13 protein-coding genes are annotated in these 19068 nt (G+C 69.3%); 6 read left to right on the top strand and 7 right to left on the bottom strand.

Going from position 1 to position 19068, the window contains the following annotated elements:
• Positions 1-47: 47 nt before the first annotated feature.
• Positions 48-3584 carry a DNA polymerase III subunit alpha gene (gene dnaE / locus E7742_RS09660; protein ID WP_137798757.1) on the top strand — a complete coding sequence of 1179 codons (3537 nt, stop codon included), beginning with the start codon at positions 48-50 and terminating at the stop codon, positions 3582-3584.
• An 18-nt stretch (positions 3585-3602) separates the two neighbouring features.
• Here the strand turns inward: dnaE and E7742_RS09655 are convergent, their stop codons facing one another.
• Positions 3603-4484, bottom strand: coding sequence for a DUF5995 family protein (locus tag E7742_RS09655; protein ID WP_137798756.1), 882 nt, complete (start codon positions 4482-4484; stop codon positions 3603-3605).
• 77 nt (positions 4485-4561) lie between these two features.
• Positions 4562-4813 carry a hypothetical protein gene (locus E7742_RS09650; RefSeq protein WP_137798755.1) on the bottom strand — a complete coding sequence of 84 codons (252 nt, stop codon included), beginning with the start codon at positions 4811-4813 and terminating at the stop codon, positions 4562-4564.
• A 155-nt stretch (positions 4814-4968) separates the two neighbouring features.
• Between E7742_RS09650 and E7742_RS09645 the strand changes: the two genes are divergently transcribed.
• The 3 genes from E7742_RS09645 (at position 4969) to ilvA (ending at position 8689) form a co-directional block, all read left to right on the top strand.
• Positions 4969-5406, top strand: a complete 438-nt coding sequence (locus E7742_RS09645) for a nitroreductase family deazaflavin-dependent oxidoreductase (protein WP_137798754.1) — start codon at positions 4969-4971, stop codon at positions 5404-5406.
• 91 nt (positions 5407-5497) lie between these two features.
• On the top strand, positions 5498-7264 hold the full coding sequence (locus tag E7742_RS09640) for a pyruvate dehydrogenase (protein WP_137798753.1): 1767 nt from the start codon (positions 5498-5500) through the stop codon (positions 7262-7264).
• Between the two features lie 72 nt (positions 7265-7336).
• Positions 7337-8689, top strand: a complete 1353-nt coding sequence (ilvA, locus tag E7742_RS09635; protein ID WP_137798752.1) for a threonine ammonia-lyase IlvA — start codon at positions 7337-7339, stop codon at positions 8687-8689.
• Here the strand turns inward: ilvA and E7742_RS09630 are convergent.
• On the bottom strand, positions 8682-9245 hold the full coding sequence (locus tag E7742_RS09630) for a TetR/AcrR family transcriptional regulator (RefSeq protein WP_137798751.1): 564 nt from the start codon (positions 9243-9245) through the stop codon (positions 8682-8684). The two genes, ilvA and E7742_RS09630, sit on opposite strands and share 8 nt — an antisense overlap.
• Before the next feature lie 110 nt (positions 9246-9355).
• Here E7742_RS09630 and E7742_RS09625 point away from each other — a divergent pair, with 110 nt between their 5' ends.
• The gene (locus E7742_RS09625) at positions 9356-10870 is read left to right on the top strand and encodes an MFS transporter (protein WP_137798750.1); all 1515 of its coding nucleotides are present in this window, start codon (positions 9356-9358) and stop codon (positions 10868-10870) included.
• 35 nt (positions 10871-10905) lie between these two features.
• Here the strand turns inward: E7742_RS09625 and treZ are convergent, their stop codons facing one another.
• Both treZ and E7742_RS09615 read right to left on the bottom strand, forming a co-directional pair.
• Positions 10906-12663: a malto-oligosyltrehalose trehalohydrolase gene (gene treZ, locus E7742_RS09620; RefSeq protein ID WP_137798749.1), complete on the bottom strand. Its 1758-nt coding sequence runs from the start codon at positions 12661-12663 to the stop codon at positions 10906-10908.
• A gap of 43 nt (positions 12664-12706) precedes the next feature.
• Entirely contained in the window at positions 12707-13519 is an 813-nt protein-coding gene (locus tag E7742_RS09615; protein WP_137798748.1) for a mycofactocin-coupled SDR family oxidoreductase, read from the bottom strand.
• 122 nt (positions 13520-13641) lie between these two features.
• Between E7742_RS09615 and E7742_RS09610 the strand changes: the two genes are divergently transcribed.
• Complete coding sequence (locus tag E7742_RS09610; protein ID WP_137798747.1) at positions 13642-14487, top strand: SAM-dependent methyltransferase; 846 nt, start codon at positions 13642-13644, stop codon at positions 14485-14487.
• A 16-nt stretch (positions 14488-14503) separates the two neighbouring features.
• Here E7742_RS09610 and treY read toward each other — a convergent pair whose 3' ends face one another.
• Both treY and glgX read right to left on the bottom strand, forming a co-directional pair.
• The gene (gene treY / locus E7742_RS09605; protein WP_137798746.1) at positions 14504-16879 is read right to left on the bottom strand and encodes a malto-oligosyltrehalose synthase; all 2376 of its coding nucleotides are present in this window, start codon (positions 16877-16879) and stop codon (positions 14504-14506) included.
• On the bottom strand, positions 16876-18993 hold the full coding sequence (gene glgX / locus E7742_RS09600) for a glycogen debranching protein GlgX (RefSeq protein ID WP_137798745.1): 2118 nt from the start codon (positions 18991-18993) through the stop codon (positions 16876-16878). Before glgX ends, treY begins: the two co-directional genes overlap by 4 nt.
• Between the last annotated feature and the right edge of the window lie 75 nt (positions 18994-19068).

Below are 19068 nucleotides of genomic sequence, written 5' to 3'. Positions count from 1 at the left end.
GGATCCGCCGACGCGCGCGCGTCGGGCCGAACTACAGAGAGGCGCACGTGGCTGACTCGTTCGTTCACCTGCACAACCACACCGAGTACTCGATGCTCGACGGTGCGGCAAAGGTCGGCCCGTTGTTCAAGGAAGCCGAACGGCTCGGGATGACCGCGGTCGGGATGACCGACCACGGAAACATGTACGGCGCCAGTGAGTTCTACAACGTCGCCAAGAAGCACGGCATCAAGCCGATCATCGGCATCGAGGCGTACGTCGCGCCCGAGTCGCGGTTCAACACCAAGCGCGTGCTGTGGGGCGATCCCAGTCAGAAGTCCGACGACGTCTCCGGTAGCGGCGCCTACACGCACATGACGATGGTCGCCGAGAACTCGACCGGTCTGCGGAACCTGTTCAAGCTGTCGTCGCTCGCGTCGATCGAGGGCCAGCTCGGCAAGTGGCCGCGCATGGACGAGGAGCTCATCGCCCACCACGCCGAGGGGATCATCGCGACCACCGGCTGCCCGTCGGGTGAGATCCAGACCCGGCTGCGTCTCGGTCACGACCGGGAGGCACTCGAGGCCGCCGCGAAGTGGCAGGAGATCTGGGGCAAGGACAACTTCTTCCTCGAGCTGATGGACCACGGGCTCTCGATCGAGCGACGCGTGCGCGAGGGCCTGCTCGAGATCGGCAACAAGCTCGGCATCCCGCCGCTGGCGACCAACGACTGCCACTACGTCACCAAGGACGCCGCGGAGAACCACGAGGCACTGCTGTGCATCCAGACCGGCAAGACGCTGTCGGATCCCACGCGCTTCAAGTTCGACGGCGACGGCTACTACCTCAAGTCGGCCGACGAGATGCGCGCCATCTGGGACTCCGAGGTTCCCGGCGCATGCGACAACTCCGTGCTCATCGGCGAGCGGGTGCAGCCGTACGAGGACGTGTGGCAGCACCGCGACCGGATGCCGATCTTCCCGGTGCCCGAGGGCGAGACGCAGGCGAGCTGGCTGCACAAGGAGGTGATGCGCGGTCTCGACCGCCGCTTCCCGGCCGGGCCGCCGCGCGAGTACATCGAGCGCGCCGAGTACGAGATCCGCGTCATCAACCAGATGGGCTTCCCCGCGTACTTCCTCGTGGTCGGCGACCTCATCAACCACGCCCGCGAGGTCGGCATCCGGGTCGGTCCCGGTCGTGGCTCGGCGGCCGGCTCGCTCGTCGCGTACGCGATGGGCATCACCAACATCGACCCCATCCCGCACGGACTGCTGTTCGAGCGATTCCTCAACCCCGAGCGCGTGTCGATGCCCGATATCGATATCGACTTCGACGATCGCCGCCGCGGCGAGATGGTCCGCTACGCCACCGACAAGTGGGGCAGCGACAAGGTGGCGCAGGTCATCACGTTCGGCACCATCAAGACCAAGGCGGCCATCAAGGACTCCGCGCGAGTCCAGTTCGGGCAGCCTGGGTTCGCCATCGCCGACCAGATCACCAAGGCGCTGCCGCCGCCGATCATGGCCAAGGACATCTCGGTGTCGGGCATCACCGACCCCGAGCACGAGCGCTACAAGGAGGCCGTCGAGGTCCGCGCGCTCATCGACTCCAACCCGGACGTCGCGAAGATCTACCAGACCGCCAAGGGCCTCGAGGGCCTGATCCGCAACGCCGGCGTGCACGCGTGCGCGGTCATCATGTCCAGCGAACCGCTCACCGACGCCATCCCGGTGTGGAAGCGCGCGCAGGACGGCGCGATCATCACCGGCTGGGACTACCCGTCGTGTGAGGCCATCGGCCTGCTCAAGATGGACTTCCTGGGTCTGCGCAACCTCACCGTCATCGGTGACGCGATCGAGAACATCAAGGCCAACCGCGGCATCGACATCGACCTCGACACCCTGCCGCTCGAGGACCCGGCGACGTACGAACTGCTCGCGCGCGGCGACACCCTCGGCGTGTTCCAGCTCGACGGCAGCGCGATGCGCGATCTGCTGCGACGCATGCAGCCCACGGGCTTCGAGGACATCGTCGCGGTCCTGGCGCTGTACCGCCCGGGTCCGATGGGCATGAACGCGCACAACGACTACGCCGATCGCAAGAACGGCCGTCAGGACGTCAAGCCGATCCACCCCGAGCTCGAGGAGCCGCTCAAGGAGATCCTCGCCGACACGTTCGGCCTGATCGTCTACCAGGAGCAGATCATGCAGATCGCTCAGAAGGTGGCCGGTTACTCGCTGGGACAGGCAGACCTGCTCCGGCGCGCGATGGGTAAGAAGAAGAAGGAGATCCTCGACGAGGCCTACGACGGTTTCGCCGAGGGCATGAAGACCAACGGTTTCTCGCAGGCGGCCATCACCGCGCTGTGGGACACGGTGCTGCCGTTCGCCGGCTACGCGTTCAACAAGTCGCACGCCGCCGGCTACGGTCTGGTGTCGTTCTGGACCGCGTACCTCAAGGCCAACTACCCGTCCGAGTACATGGCCGGCCTGCTCACCTCGGTCGGTGACGACAAGGACAAGGCCGCCGTCTACCTCTCGGACTGCCGGAAGATGGGGATCACGGTGCTGCCGCCCGACGTCAACGCCTCCCGCGTGGACTTCGCGTCGGTCGGTGAGGACATCCGCTTCGGTCTGGGCGCGGTCCGCAACGTCGGCGCCAACGTGGTGTCGTCGATCATCGCGGCCCGGGAGGAGAAGGGCAGCTTCACCGACTTCTCCGACTACCTCAACAAGATCGACGCGCTCGCTTGCTCCAAGAAGGTCACCGAATCCCTCATCAAGGCAGGCGGATTCGATTCGCTCGGGCATCCACGCAAGGGCCTGATGCTGGTGCACGCCGACGCGATCGACGCGGTGATGGGCACCAAGAAGGCCGAGGCGATGGGCCAGTTCGACCTGTTCGGCGGCGACGACGCCGACGAGTCGATCACGTCCGTGTTCAACGTCAAGGTCCCCGACGAGGAATGGGAGTCCAAGCACAAGCTCGCGCTGGAGCGGGAGATGCTGGGGCTGTACGTGTCCGGCCACCCGCTCAACGGCGTCGAGCACGTGCTGGCCGCCCAGTCCGACACCTCGATCCCCACGATTCTCGAGGGGGACATCAAGGACGGCACCCAGGTGACGGTCGGCGGCATCCTGGCGTCGGTGAACCGGCGGATCAACAAGAACGGCCTGACGTGGGCGTCGGCGCAGCTCGAGGACCTCTCGGGCGGCATCGAGGTGTTGTTCTTCCCGCAGGCGTACTCGGTCTACGGCATGGACGTCGTCGAGGACTCGGTGGTCCTGGTCAAGGCGCGGGTCTCGATTCGCGACGACCGGGTCTCGCTCATCGCCAACGACCTTGCGGTGCCGGACCTCTCGGCGATCGGTGTGGCGAAGCCGGTGGCGGTGAGTCTGCCGGTCCGGCAGTGCACCAAGGAGAAGCTCGGTGCGCTCCGGCAGGTGCTCTCACGTCATCCCGGCACGGCGGACGTGCACGTCAAGCTCATCGGCTCGCGCGGGACGTCGCTGTGGAAGGTGGACGAGGTGCTCCGGGTGGAGCCGTCGTCGTCGCTGATGGGTGACCTCAAGGCGCTGCTCGGGCCCAGCTGCCTGGCCGGGTGACGGCGAGCGGCGGCCGGTTCAGAGTCCGCCGAGGTCGGACAGCGTCTGCAGGGCGCTGTCCGTCACTCGCCACAACCCGTCGATCTCCTGCTCGGCGGGCGTCCGGATCCCGGGGTTCTGCAGCGCGAACCCGTTGGCGAGCGTGACGGTGTTGTAGCCGCTGTCGGCGGCGCGGAGCAGCGTCTGCGACGGCTGATCGTTGCCCGCCAGCGGGTCGAGGCCCTCGCCGACGAAGTAGAAGCGCCACAGGGGCCGGAGGTCGCCGCCGTACACGTCCTTGGTGAGCCCGATGATCGAATCGCCCCGGAGCGCGATGGAGTCGACGATGCGATAGAAGTCGGCGACGTTGTCGGGCCGAGTGCCGCTCGTGTCGACGGCGTGGGCGAGATCGACGGTGAGGTGCGCGTTGTATCCGGCCATCGCGACGCGGGCCGGGCTCTGGGCGCAGTCGCGCGCGAGGGCGAAATAGTTCGCCCAGGCCGGATCGACGGGTGTGCCGGTGAACTCGGCGTGCAGGTTCCGCAGATAGCGGGCCAACAGGTCGGAGCTGATCGCCGGGGACCACACCCGGTCGGGGAGGGCCGCCGGGTCACGCTGCAGGGGCAGTACGGCCTCGTGTTCCACGGCGTCGAGCCCCACCGAGAACACTCCGCGCCAGTCCCGGTGCGCGACGAGGATCTCGGTGATGCGGCGATGCCGGTCGACCGCGGTCTCGAGCCGGTGGAGTCCCGGACCCGGCAGCGTGGACGTGTCACTGAGATCGGTGATCTCCCGGATTTCGTTCGGGCTCAGCGCCGTTCCGCACGCCGTGGCGGTGTCGGCCACGGCCGGGGCGGGAGACAGCAGCGCGGCCGCGGCGCCGACGAGAAGGAGGGGAGCCAGCATCCGGCGTGAGCGCATTGCCCGAGCCTAGGGCCTGGGTGGCCGCTACGCCGAGCGAACGCTCCGGCCGTTGTGGTTCCTCGTCGACGTGTCGATCAGGTCGGCGGCCAGGCCGTCGGCGCGTCGGGACGGACGAGCATCAGGCGCCGTACCCACCACACGACCACTGCCGCGCCGGCGGCGGAGAGCACCGCCGTCTGCAACACGTGGGTCACCACCAGCGCGAGGAGGAAGATCACGAGCGCCGTGACGACCGCCTCGAGCTTGTAGAGCGGCCAGGCAGTGCCGGCCAGCTCGACGGTGGCGGTGCGGCGGCGAGCGCCCCGGTGGAGTGCGGCGGTGGTCATGCATGCACCTCGCGTGTTCGGATCGGTCCGTCGATATGTTCAGCGTAGCGATACCCGAGAGTTCGGTCCAGCTAACATTCACGTCGGGTCCGGGAAATCCCGACGTCCGGGCCATAGGGTGGTCAAGATCATGTGCGAGGTGTTGACTGAGAGGCATGCCTCTCACCGGTGAATACGAACCCAGCCCCTCGTCCTGGGCCGCGGACCAGGTCGACCTCTACGAGCGCTCCGGCGGCACCGAGGGAACGACGATGGAAGGGAAACCCGTCGTCATTCTCACCACCAAGGGCGCCAAGTCCGGCAAGCTGCGCAAGACGCCGCTGATGCGCGTCGAGCACGATGGGCAGTACGCCGTCGTCGCGTCGCTCGGCGGTGCTCCCCAGCATCCGGTCTGGTACCACAACGTCGTCGCCGACCCGCACGTCGAGCTGCAGGACGGGCCCGTCAAGCAGGACATGACGGCCCGCGAGGTCACCGGGGACGAGAAGGCGGTGTGGTGGGAGCGCGCCGTCGAGGCGTGGCCGGACTACGCCGAATACCAGAAGAAGACCGATCGTCAGATCCCGGTGTTCGTCCTCACCCCGCAGGCGTAACCGGCAGCCGCCGCCCCCAGCCGACCGGCTCGGTTCCGGGTAATCTGCGAACAACGAGGTCACCGACCCGATATCGTGGTGGAAGGCTGACATGGCGGCGAAAACTGTTGCAGATCAACTTGTTTCCCAGCTCCTGCAGGCGGGAGTGCGGCGAATCTACGGAATCGTGGGGGACAGTCTCAATCCCGTGGTCGATGCCGTCCGCCGGACCGGCGGGTCCGCGGCGGGCGGCATCGATTGGATACACGTGCGGCACGAGGAGGCCGCGGCGTTCGCTGCGGCCGCCGAGGCGCAGGTCACCGGCGAGCTCGCCGTCTGCGCCGGATCGTGCGGGCCGGGCAACCTCCACCTGATCAACGGTCTGTACGACGCGAACCGGTCGGGTGCTCCCGTGCTGGCCATCGCGTCGCACATCCCCAGTACTCAGATCGGCATGGGGTACTTCCAGGAAACCCACCCCGACCGGCTGTTCGTCGAGTGCTCGCGCTACACCGAGATGATCAGTACCCCCGCGCAGTCCCCGCGCGTCGTCCAGAGCGCGATCCAGCATGCGATCGCGCAGTCGGGGGTCGCCGTCGTCACGCTGCCCGGTGACGTGGCCGAGGAGCCCGCGGAGGGAGCGGCGCCGCCGCTGGTGCGCACCGGGACCCCCGCCCTGGTCCCCGCCGACGCCGACGTGCGGGCACTCGCCGACGCGATCAACTCGGCGTCCTCGGTCGCGATCTTCGCGGGCGCCGGGGTTCGCGGTGCCCGTGACGAGCTGCTCGCCCTCGCGGACATCGTCGGTGCCCCCATCGGGCACTCGCTGCGCGGTAAGGAGTGGATCCAGTACGACAACCCGTTCGACGTCGGCATGACCGGGCTGCTCGGGTACGGCGCCGCGCACGACGGGATCCACGACGCCGACCTGTTGATCTTGGTCGGCACCGACTTCCCGTACGACCAGTTCCTCCCCGACGACGTCCGGACCGCGCAGATCGATGTCGCGGCCGAGACGCTCGGGCGGCGGACCGGCGTCGATCTCGCGGTGCACGGCGACGCCCGATCGGTGCTGCGGGCGCTGGCGCCGCTGGTCCACCGGAAGACGGATCGACAGTTCCTCGAACGGACCCTCGACCGGCACCGCAAGCTCATGACCAAGGTCGTCGGCGCATACGCCGAATCCGTCAAGCAGCGCACGCCGATCCACCCGGAGTACGCGGCCTCCATTCTCGACGACATCGCCGCCGAGGACGCCGTCTTCACCGCCGACACCGGTATGTGCAACGTGTGGGCCGCACGCTATCTCGAGCCCAACGGCCGTCGACGCTTCCTGTCGTCGGCTCTGCACGGATCGATGGCCAACGCCCTGCCGCACGCGATCGGCGCGCAGTTCGCGGACCGGCAGCGTCAGGTGGTGGCCATGTCGGGCGACGGCGGGCTGTCGATGTTGTTGGGGGAGCTGATCACCGTCGCGATGTACAAGCTGCCGGTGAAAATCGTCCTGTTCGACAACTCGACCCTCGGGATGGTCAAGCTGGAGATGCTCGTCGACGGCCTGCCCGATTTCGGGGTGGACGTCCCCTCCGTCGACTATGCCGCTCTCGCAGCGACTCTCGGCATCTTCTCGCGGCGGATCGAGGATCCGGCCGAGGTGGAGTCGGGTCTGCGGGCAGCGTTCGAGCACGACGGTCCGGCGCTCGTCGACATCGTCACCGACCCCAACGCGCTGTCGTTGCCGCCGGCCATCACGGGTGAGCAGGTGCGCGGGTTCGCGCTGGCGATGTCCAAGATGGTGATGAACGGCGGTGTGGCCGAAGCGGTCCAGATGGCCAAGTCGAATCTGCGGAACGTCCCGCGCCCGTCCCAGTTCTCCTAGCCGGGGGCCCCGGCCGCGTGCCTGCGACGGGGCGGGTGTGCGTGCGCATACGACGGGTGGGAAAATGCGTGAGTGTCTGACTCGCCGGAACTCGCAGAACTGAAGGTAACCTCGCCCGCGCTCACCGCGGACGAGATCGACGCGGCTGCCGAGCGAATTGCGCACATTATCGACGCGACCCCGCTGCAGCTGAGCGAGCGCCTCTCGGCGCTGACCGGCGCACGCGTCTACCTCAAGCGCGAGGACCTGCAGGTGGTCCGCTCGTACAAGCTCCGCGGCGCCTACAACCTGATCATGCAACTCAGCGACGCCGAGCGGGCGGCCGGTGTGGTCACGGCCAGCGCCGGCAATCACGCCCAGGGTGTTGCGTTCGCGTGCCGAACGATGGAGATCCAGGGCCGGATCTACGTCCCTGCCAACACTCCCAAGCAGAAGCGGGACCGGATCCTGGTGCACGGTGGCCGGTTCGTCGAGCTCATCCCCACCGGGGAGACGTACGACGCGGCCGCGGCCGCGGCTGCCGCGGACGCCGAACGGACGGGCGCCACGATGGTCCCGCCGTTCGACGACGCCCGCACGGCCGCCGGTCAGGGCACCATCGCCGCCGAGATCCTGGAACAACTGGGGGAGGCACCCGACACCGTCGTCGTGCCGGTCGGCGGCGGCGGATGCATCGCCGGCATTGCCGCCTACCTGCGGGAGCGCGCGCCGGAGACGACGGTCGTCGGTGTCGAGCCGGTGGGCGCGGCGTCGATGACCGCAGCGCTCGTGGCGGGCGGACCGGTCGTGCTGCCGGAGGTCGACCCCTTCGTCGACGGCGCCGCCGTCAAGCGCGTCGGTGACCTGCCCTACGCGGTCGTGTCGGGGCTGGGTGCCAGCGTGGTCTCGCACGCGTCGCTGCCCCTGCTCGCGACCACTCGGTCCGCCGGCGCCGACGGCCGGTTCGTGATGACCCAGGCGGACGAGGGTGCCATCTGCACCGCGATGCTCGAGCTCTACCAGAACGAGGGCATCATCGCCGAACCGGCCGGCGCGCTGTCGGTCACCGCGCTCGGGCAGCTCGACGTCGCACCGGGAAGCACCGTCGTCTGCCTCGTCTCGGGCGGGAACAACGACGTCTCCCGCTACGGCGAGATCCTCGAGCGCTCCCTCGTGCATCTGGGGCTCAAGCACTACTTCCTGGTGGACTTCCCGCAGGAGCCGGGTGCCCTGCGCCGATTCCTCGACGAGGTGCTCGGCCCGGACGACGACATCACGTTGTTCGAGTACGTCAAGCGCAACAACCGGGAGACGGGCGCGGCACTGGTCGGCATCGAGCTGGGCTCGGCGGACGGGCTGGCCGATCTGCTGGCCCGCATGCGCGCGTCGCGGATCGAGGTCGAACAGCTCGAGCCCGGCTCGCCCGCCTACCGCTACCTCACGTAGCGGGCACTTCGCTCCCGGCGTCCGCCGCCGGGTCGGTGCCGAGCAGTCGGTGCACGACCCGGCGGTGCAGCTCGGGATCGGATTCGGGCAGACCCAGAAGTGCGGCCAGGTAGATGCCGTCGCCGACCAGCCGCACGATCTCGGCCTGGACCGGATCGTCGATCTCGGCGAGCAGGCCTTCGTCCCACGAGCGCATCACCTCGGCGAGCGCCTGCTGTACCTCGCCGTGCCGGCCGTCGGCGCTGCGCATCGCGGCCAGCATCGAGCGGTAGATCGTCATCTCGTCGGCCGACTCGGCGGGCGGGTACTGCAGGTAGATCTCGGACACCGTGCGTCCGCTGGCGACGGCATCGGCCAGCTGCTGATCGGACCGCTCCCCGAGCCGGCGCACCATCCCCGCGAGCAGCGCCTCCTTGCTCGGGAAGTGATAGAGCAGCCCGCCCTTGGAGACCTGGGCGTCCGCGGCCACGGCCTCGAGGGTGACCTGGGCGAGGCCCTGCTCCAGCAGGAGTCGTTCGAGCGAGTCGAGAATGCGGTTGCGTGTGTCGGACGCCATGAAAATCACTGTACCGGCTGGACGGTGGGCTGCTAACCTGGACATGGCACTGTACCGGCTGGACGGTCAACCGTCGCCGCATTCGTCGATCTGTTCCTGGGAGAAGAAGCATGTCTGTGGGCACCGTGCGGGATCCGCATGCCGTGACGGCGAGCCGGAAGGACTGGCTCGGTCTGGTCGTGCTCGCTTTCGCGGTCCTGCTCATCTCGGTCGACGCCACGGTCCTCGATCTGGCGCTGCCGTTCATCAGCGAGGACCTCGCGCCCAGCAGTACGCAGTTGCTGTGGATCATCGACGTCTACTCGTTCGTCCTCGCCGGCCTCTTGGTGACGATGGGCACCCTCGGCGACCGGATCGGTCGTCGCCGCCTCCTGCTGATCGGTGCAGTCGGATTCGGGCTGGCGTCGCTCGTCGCGGCGTGGTCGTCCGGACCGGAGATGCTGATCGCGGCGCGCGTACTGCAGGGCGTGTCGGGGGCGACGCTCGTGCCCGCCACCCTCGGTCTCATCCGCACGATGTTCGCCGATCCCCGTCAGCGCACCACCGCGATCGGCGTGTGGGGAGCGATGGCGGGCGGCGGCGCTGCGGCCGGGCCCCTCGTCGGCGGCTGGCTGCTCGAGCACTACTGGTGGGGTTCGGTGTTCCTCGTCAACCTGCCGGTGATGATCGGCCTGCTCGTCCTCGGTCCGCTGCTCATCCCGGAATCGAAGGACCCCCAGCCGGGACGCTTCGACCTCGTCAGCGCCGGTCTGTCGATGCTCGCGATGATCCCGCTGGTCTACGCCGTCAAGGAGACCGCGGTTCACGGTCCCGGCTGGGTGCTGACGGCGATCGGTGCCGGTGGCGCCGCCGCGGGGTGGGCGTTCGTGCGGCGGCAGCGGGTACTCGACGACCCGATGATCGACCTGTCCCTGTTCGCGCGGCCCGCCTTCTCCACCGCCGTCCTGACGAACCTGTTGTCAGTGTTCGCGCTCGCCGGTGTGCTGTTCTTCGGCTCGCAGTACCTGCAGCTGGTTCTGGGGTACCGCCCGCTCGAGGCCGGGTTGTTGATGTTGCCGGGGACCCTGGTCAGCGCCTTCGCCTCGCTCGCCGCGGCGTGGTTGGTGCGGCGTTGGGCGCCCAGCCGGGTGCTCAGCATCGGTCTCGTGGTCGCCGCCGTCGGCGCGGCCGCGATGATCGCGCTGCGCGCCGACAGCGGACCGACCGCCTTCGTCGTCGGTTTCGTCCTCGCCGGTGCAGGGGTCGGCATCGCGCTCACCCTGACCAACGATCTCGTCGTGAGTGCGGTCGAGCCGGAGCGCGCCGGCGCCGCCTCGGCGGTGTCCGAGACCGCATACGAGCTCGGCGTCGCGCTCGGCGTCGCGGTGCTCGGCAGCGTGGTGCTCGCGATCTTCCGCCGCGGAATGGACGTCTCTGCACTCACCGCGGACCAGGCGACGGTTGCGCAGGGCACGCTGGGCGGTGCGGTGGAGGTGGCACAGACGCTGCCGGAGGACGTGGCGGCAGACTTCGAGGTCTCCGCGCAGGCAGCGTTCGTCGACGGCATGCACGTCGCCGCCGGTGCCACCGCCGTGGTGCTCGTCGCGACCGCGGTCCTCGTCGCGCGGCTGCTGCGCGACCGCTGACGCTCGACGCCCGACCTACCCGGAGAACGTGGTGGTCACTGCCGCCCCGTTCCGACGCGGATCGGCGCGGCGTCCAACACCGCGAACGAGTGCCCAGGCAGCGTGACGGCCGACGCGGTCTCGTCGATCGCCGGTTCGTCCCACCACAGGATCGGGATGCCGCCCACCGGGACCGACACCGGTTCCGTGCCGAGGTTGCAGGTGATGCGCAGATTCCCGCGGACCAGCGCGATCCAGCGGGCGTCGTCGTCGTACTCGACCCTGAGGTGTTCGAGCCACGGGTCGCTCAGCTCCGCGCGAGCGTGCCGCAGCGTGATCAGCGCGCGGTAGCACTCGAGTAGGCGGGCGTGGTGCTCCTGCTCCGGTTCGGTCCAGTCGAGCTTCGACCGCAGGAAGGTGAGGTGGTCCTGCGGGTCGGGGATCTCGTGCGTGCCCCATCCGTGGCCGGCGAACTCCCGCCGCCGGCCTTCCGCGGTCGCCGCGCCGAGCTCCGGTTCGGGATGGGAGGTGAAGTACTGGAACGGAGTTCGTGCCCCCCACTCCTCGCCCATGAACAGCATCGGCGTGTACGGCGAACACAGCACCAGGGCGGCCTTGACCGCCAGCTGGCCCGCGGTGAGGTACGTGCCGGGGCGGTCACCGGTGGCGCGGTTCCCGATCTGGTCGTGCGTGCAGGTGTACGCAAGCATCGCGTCGGCCGGGATGCGCCGGATGTCCATGGGGCGTCCGTGATTTCGTCCCCGGAACGTCGAGTAGGTGCCGCCGTGGAAGTAGCCGTGCGTGAGGGTGTGCGCGAGCGCCCGGATGGAGCCGAAATCGCCGTAGTAGCCCTGGCGTTCACCCGAGACGGCGGCATGGATCGCGTGGTGGACGTCGTCGTCCCACTGTGCGTCCAGGCCGTATCCGCCCGCGGCGCGGGCCGTGATGATCCGCGGATCGTTGAGGTCGGACTCGGCGATGAGGGTCAGCGGTCGCCGCAGGTGCGCCGACAGGCGGTGCGTCTCGATCGAGAGTTCCTCGAGCAGATGGGTGGCGGTGTTGTCGACGAGCGCGTGAACGGCGTCGAGACGGAGCGCGTCGATGTGGAACTCCCGGAACCACCGCAGGGCGTTGTCGACGACGTACCGCCGCACCTCGCCGCTGTCGGGGCCGCACAGGTTGATCGTCGAGCCCCAGGAGTTCGTCCCGGCGGTGAGGTACGGACCGAACCGGTCGAGGTAGTTGCCGGACGGTCCCAGGTGGTTGTAGACCACGTCCAGCGCGACCGCCAGGCCGCGCCGGTGGCAGGCGTCGACGAAGCGTTGCAACCCGTCCGGGCCGCCGTACGCCTCGTGCACCGCGTACCAGAGCACGCCGTCGTAGCCCCAGTTGTGGGTGCCGTTGAACGCGGCCACCGGCATCAGTTCGACGAACCCGACACCGAGGTCGACGAGGTGGTCGAGGTGCGTGATCGCGGCGTCGAACGTGCCCTCCGGGGTGAACGTGCCGACGTGCAGCTCGTACACGACACTGCCGGCGAGCTGCCGACCCGTCCACGCCGCGTCGGTCCACCGCGCCGGGTCGACGTCGTGCAATCGGGACGGAAGGTGCACGCCCTCCGGTTGCCGCGGCGAGCGCGGATCGGGCAGCACCGTCGGCGAATCGTCGAGCACGAAGCCGTACCGCGCTCCCGGAGCGGCGGCCACGTCGGCGCGCCACCACCCGTCGGGGGAGCGGATCATCTCGTGCTCGACTCCGTCCACGTGGACCCGGACGGTAGACGGGATCGGGGCCCAGACCTCGAAGGTGTGCACGTGATCAGCATGCACCGATCCCGGGCCCACCGCAGCCGACCGGTCAGCGGATGAGGGTGCCCAGATCCACCGGCAACTGGATGCCCGTGACGTGCCGGGCTTCGTCCGAGGCCAGCCACGCGACCGCCGCGGCGATGTCCTCCGGCTGGCTGATCTGGTCGGGGAGGCTGCCCATGAAGATCGGGGCGAGGGTGTCGCGATACTCCTGGACCAGCGCGTGCATGTCGTTGACCTGCATGCCCGTTTCGACGCCGTTGGGGTGGACGGTGTTGACCCGGATGTTGTGCGCCCCCAGCTCCACCGCGAGGGTCTTGGCGAGTCCCGTGACACCGTGCTTGCTGGCGACGTAGTGGCCGAGGAACGGCAGCCCCCGCAGGCCCGCGACCGAGCTGGTGATGACGATCGACCCGCCCTCACCCTGCTCGATGAGGTGCGGAATCGCCGCCTTGACGGTGTGGAACACCCCGGTGAGGTTGACGTCGAGGGTTTCCTGCCACTGCTCCGGGGTGATCTCCCACGACATCGCTCCCGAGCAGATACCCGCGTTCGCGACGACGACGTCGAGCCGGCCGAGGGTCGCGATGCCGTCGGACAGCGCGTCGCGCACCGCGGCGAAGTCGCGGACGTCCGCCTTGGTTGCGACGATCTTGCGCCCCACTCCCTCGACCAGCGCGACGGTGTCGGCGAGGTCGGCCTCGGTGGCGCCCTCGTACGCGGTGGACGCGAAGTCGGTGCACGCATCGACGGCGATGATGTCGGCGCCCTCGGACGCCAACCGGACCGCCTCGGCGCGGCCCTGACCGCGCGCCGCGCCGGTGATGAATGCAACCTTGCCGACGAATCGGTTCGCGCTCATGGGTTCTGCCTCCGGTCTTCGGGCGATTGTGTGACCGGGACCATATTCGGCGGCCAGTATGGAGGGAGGGACGGTCTCGGTCACCGGGAGGATGACCATCCGCACGCCAAAGGAGGTACGCGATGAGTCGACCGCACGGGGTGGGTGCGACGGCGGTCTTCGTGGCGGCGGCACGCGCCCTCGAGAGCGAGCGTGCCGACAGGCTGTTCGACGACGTCTGGGCGGGCGAGTTCGTCCGCCGGTCCGGGTGGCAGCCGCCGTCCGAGCAACTCGACGGCGACGACCGGGAGGTGCTGACCACGTGGGTGGCCGCGCGGACACGATTCCTCGACGAATACGTCACCGTCGCCGTCCGGTCCGGTTGCCGGCAGGTGGTGTTGCTCGGCGCCGGTCTCGACACCCGGGCGTTCCGGCTGTCGTGGCCCCAACCGGTGACCGTCTACGAGCTCGATACGCCCGACATGGTGGAGTTCAAGTCCGGCGTGCTCGGCGACGCCGCCCCCGGTGCGGTCGCCCGTGTCGTCGTGCCCGTCGACCTGCGCGAGAACTGGCCGGCCGCCCTGCAGGACGCCGGGTTCCGGTCCGACCTGCCGACCGCGTGGATCCTGGAAGGTCTGCTGATGTACCTGCCGGACGACGCGGTGGATGCGCTCATGACGCGGGTGGGTGAGTTGTCGGCACCGGGCAGCGCCCTCGGCGCGACGATCACCGACATCGACGTGGCGGCCGCGCTCGACGACTCTCCACTGTTCCGGGACAGCCCGATCAGCCGCGAGGACTGGCTGGCGATGCTCCGGTGGAACGGCCCCGCGGACCCGGTGGCCTGGTTCGATTCGTACGGCTGGCACGCCACCGCCGTGCCGGTCGACGACCTCGCCGAGAGATACGGGCGAACGGTCCCGGACTCGGCTCGGCTCGGACGCCTGCGGCCCGGCCACCGGTGGCTGGTGTCGGCCGAGCGCAAGTGAGCGGCCGACCGAGCGGTCAGGGCCGATCGAGCCGGACCAGCAGGGCGATCGGCAGTCGGTCGAACATCTCGGACAGGGGTACCGACCCGGAGTACAGCTCACCGGTGAGGCGGTCGAACCAGCTGCCCGTGGGCAGCGCGACGCTGGAGCTGCCCCAGCCCTGCTCGACGAGTCGCACGCTGTGCCGGGTGGCCAACGCGATGACGTCGGACGCGCCGCCGGCCGGCCCGCGCGCGAAACCCAGCAGGTGATCGCGGGCCGAGCCGACGCCGAACACGGGAACGTAGTGGCCGCCGACGAAGCTGTCCGGCCGCTCCCGGCGCAACCGCAGCGCGATGCGCGTGACGTGCAGTTTCGCCGCACCCGACTCGTCGAGCGCCGGGGATTCCACGCCGGGCACGTCCATCGACTTCAACAATGTCCGACGCACCTCGTAGTCGACGGTGCGCCGGTTGTCGGGGTCGACGAGCGAGTCCTCCCACAGTTCGGTGCCCTGGTACACGTCGGGGATGCCGGGCCCGCACAGCTGGAGCAGTTTCTGGCCCAGCGAATCCGACCACCCGTGCGGTGCCAGCTGGCGCGCGATGAGGCCGATGCTGCGTCCCACCGGGCCGTCCACCACGCGTTCGATCCAGGCGTGCACGGCACTCTCGAAGTGGTCGTCGACGGCGGTCCACGAGGTCCGCGTGCCAGCCTCTCGTACCGACTTCTCGGCGAATCGGTGCAACCGACCGCGAAATTCCGGCGACGGTGGCGCATCGTCCACCGGCCAGACACCGAACATGTTCTGCCACAGGAAGAGTCCGGTGACACCGTCCGGGCTGGGCGCCGACATCTCCCAGTCCGCGACGCAGTGTGCCCACAGCTGGGGGACCTGCGACAGGACCCCGATGCGGGCGCGCACGTCCTCGCCGCGTTTGGTGTCGTGGGTGGACAGGGTCGTCATGGTTCGGGGCCACCGACGCGCGCGGTCGCCGTTGCGCAGATGGAATTCGGCCGGTGACAGCCCGAAGCGCCCGGGGTCGCCGCCGACCTCCTGCAGGGAGACCAGGCGCGCGGTGCGATAGAAGAGCCCGTCCTCGACGGCCTTCGCCGTGAGCGCACCGCAGAGTTGGTGGAAGCGGGTCCGGGACTCGGAGCCGGCGACCATCGCCGCCGCGAGGGCGGTCAGCGCCGGTTCCCAGTCCGGATTGTGCTGCAACACTTCGGCGATCATCTGCGGCAGGGCCCCGGCCACCGGCGTGTAGTCGGTCCGGTAGGCCGGGGCGACCGCGAGCACTTCGGTGAGCGCATCCCGCAGGGTGTCCGGGTTGCAGAAGACCGGCGAGTCCCGCAGGACCGCCCGGCCCAGCCGCCGGAGATCCGGTGCGAGGTCGCCGTGTGCCGCCTGCCGGCGCAGCTCGACCTGCTGCTCGTGCAACCACGACCGGTCACCGGCGGCGCCCGCGCGGGCGGCGAGCTCGGTCAGCGTCGCCGCGCCCGTCGGGTCGACGAACACGCCCCCGTACGTGGCCAACGCGTCGTACCCCGTGGTCCCGTCGATCGGTAGCGTCGGATCGAGTGGCTCGTCCGCGCCGAGGATCTTCTCGGCCACGATCCAGCGCTCCGGCCCGACGATCGCGCGCAGACTCTCCAGATATCCGGCGGGATCGCTCAATCCGTCCGGGTGATCGATCCGGACGCCGTCGACGAGGCCGTCCCGAACCCACGTCGCGAACTGGTGGTGGGTGGTGTCGAACACCCGCGGGTCCTCCTGGCGGATCGCGGCGAGGTCGTTGACCGCGAAGAAGCGCCGGTAGCCCACCGCGCCCTCCCGCCACCCGACCAGCCGGTACGCCTGCCGGTCGTGGACCTCGGCGGGGTCCCCGTCCTCGGTGCCGGGGGCGATCGGAAAACGCAGGTCGCCCACCGCGAGGAGCGGGGTGCCGTTGCCGCGGTCGATCCGCAGGTCGCGCAGGTCCGCCCGGTCGCTCAGGACCGGCAGTGCGATCTGGCCGTCGGCGCCGTTGTCGTCACGCCAGTCGATGTCGAAGAAGCGCGCGAAGGGCGATCGTGCGCCGTGCGCGAGAACGTCCCACCACCAGCGGTTCTCGGCCGGGCGCGCGATGCCGGCGTGGTTCGGGACGAGGTCGACGACCAGTCCCATGTTGCGCTCGCTCAGTTCCGCCGACAGCGCCACCAGCGCGGCACGGCCGCCCAGTTCCGCCGAGACGGTGGTGGGATCGGTGACGTCGTACCCGTGCGTGGACCCCGACGTCGCGGTGAGGATCGGGGACAGGTACAGGTGGGAGACACCGAGCCGGTCGAGGTAGTCGGCGAGACGTCGGGCGTCGTCGAGGGTGAACGCGTCGCCGCGCAACTGGAGCCGGTAGGTGGCCGTGATCGCCCTCATGACGTCCGCTCCCGTCGGAGCACCAGCAACGAGCGGGACGGTACCGCGAGGACGTCGCCCGGCACGGCCACGAGATCCGAGGTCCCGGTGGGGGAGTCGGTGTCCAGCTCGCCGACCCACCGGACGTCGGGATCGTCGCGGGGGACGGTGAAGTCGAGATCGTCGTCGTGAGCGTTGAACAGCAGCAGGAACGAATCGTCGACGACGCGGCGACCACGGTGGTCCGGTTCGGGGATCGCGTCACCGCCCAGGTACACGGCGAGCCCCTTGCCGAAGCCGCTGTCCCAGTCCTCCGTGGTCATCTCGCGTCCCGACGGCGTGAGCCAGGCGATGTCGCGGCCGCGCTCGTCCCGCACCGGACGCCCGGCGAAGAAGCGCCGGCGCCGGAACACCGGATGTGCGGCCCGCAGCCCGGCGACCCGGCGGGTGAACTCGAGAAGATCGGCGTTCTTCTCGACCAGCGACCAGTCCATCCACGACAGCGGGGAGTCCTGGCAGTACACGTTGTTGTTGCCCAGTTGGGTCCGGCCGATCTCGTCGCCGTGGGCCAGCATCGGGGTGCCCTGACTGAGCAGCAGCGTCGCGAGGATGTTCCGGCTCTGGCGAGCCCGCAGCGCCCGGACCTCCGGATCGTCGGTGGGGCCTTCGACACCACAGTTCCACGACCGGTTGTGGCTCTCGCCGTCTCGGTTGTCCTCACCGTTCGCCTCGTTGTGCTTCTCGTCGTAGGACACCAGGTCGGCGAGCGTGAAACCGTCGTGGGCGGTCACGAAGTTGATGCTCGCGCTCGGGCGACGACCGGTGGCCTCGTACAGATCCGACGATCCGGTCAGCCGTGACGCGAATTCGCCGAGCGTGGCGGGTTGTCCGCGCCAGTAGTCGCGGACGGTGTCGCGGTATTTGCCGTTCCACTCGGTCCACAGCCCCGGGAAGTTGCCCACCTGGTAGCCGCCCTCACCGACGTCCCACGGTTCGGCGATCAGCTTGACCTGGCTCACCACCGGATCCTGCTGCACCAGGTCGAAGAAGGCGGACAAGCGGTCCACGTCGTGCAGTTCCCGCGCCAGCGTGGACGCCAGGTCGAAGCGGAAGCCGTCGACGTGCATCTCGGTGACCCAGTACCGCAACGAATCCATGATGAGTTGCAGGGTGTGCGGGTGCCGGGCGTTGAGACTGTTGCCGGTGCCCGTGTAGTCCCTGTACAGGGCGGGATCGTCGTCGTCGAGGCGGTAGTAGGCGGCGTTGTCGATGCCGCGGAAGATCACCGTCGGACCGCGATGGTCGCCCTCGGCGGTGTGGTTGTAGACCACGTCGAGGATCACCTCGATTCCGGCCTCGTGGAACGCGCGGACCATTGCCTTGAACTCCGTGACCACACCGCTCGGCTCGGTTGCCGACGCGTAGCCCGTGTGCGGCGCCAGGAAGCCGAGAGTGTTGTAGCCCCAGTAGTTTCGCAGTCCCCGGTCCAACAGGATCTGGTCGTGCATGAACTGGTGCACGGGCATCAGCTCCACCGCGGTGACGCCGAGGGAACGCAGATGCTCGAGCACCGCGGGATGGGCCATCCCGCGGTAGGTGCCGCGCAGGTTCTCCGGCACACCCGGATGCGTCGCGGTCATCCCTTTGACGTGCGCCTCGTAGATGAGGGTCTCGTGGTACGGCGTGCGCGGCGGCCGGTCGGAGCCCCAGTCGAAGTACGGGTTGATCACCACCGTCGTCATGGTGTGACCGCGGGTGTCCTCGCCGAACGCGTACAGCGACGGGTGCCCGTCGAACACGCCGTCGAAGGCCTTGCCGTAGGGATCGAGGAGCAGCTTGGACGGATCGCAGCGCAGACCCGACGCGGGATCGTGCGGGCCGTGGACGCGGAAACCGTACCGCTGGCCCGGCCCGATCGACGGGAGGTAGGCATGCCACACGTACCCGTCCACCTCGTCGAGCGGAACCCGGGTCTCGGTACCGTCCCCGGCGATCAGACACAACTCGACGGCGTCGGCAACCTCGGAGAACACCGAGAAATTGGTGCCCACCCCGTCGTAGGTGGCACCGAGGGGATAGGCGCTGCCCGGCCACACCTCCACCCGCGAGGGTTCGTGCGGGTCGAGACGTTCCATGCTGGGAAACCTTAGCCGTTCGGTGACCGGTTCTCCTGCGGGACGAGACCGTCCGTACCGGTTCCCCGCTACGGT

The sequence above is a fragment of the Rhodococcus sp. SGAir0479 genome (assembly GCF_005484805.1).
Taxonomy (GTDB): domain Bacteria; phylum Actinomycetota; class Actinomycetes; order Mycobacteriales; family Mycobacteriaceae; genus Prescottella.
Note: the sequence above shows the minus strand (reverse complement) of the source record. Positions and strands in the feature narration are given on the sequence as shown.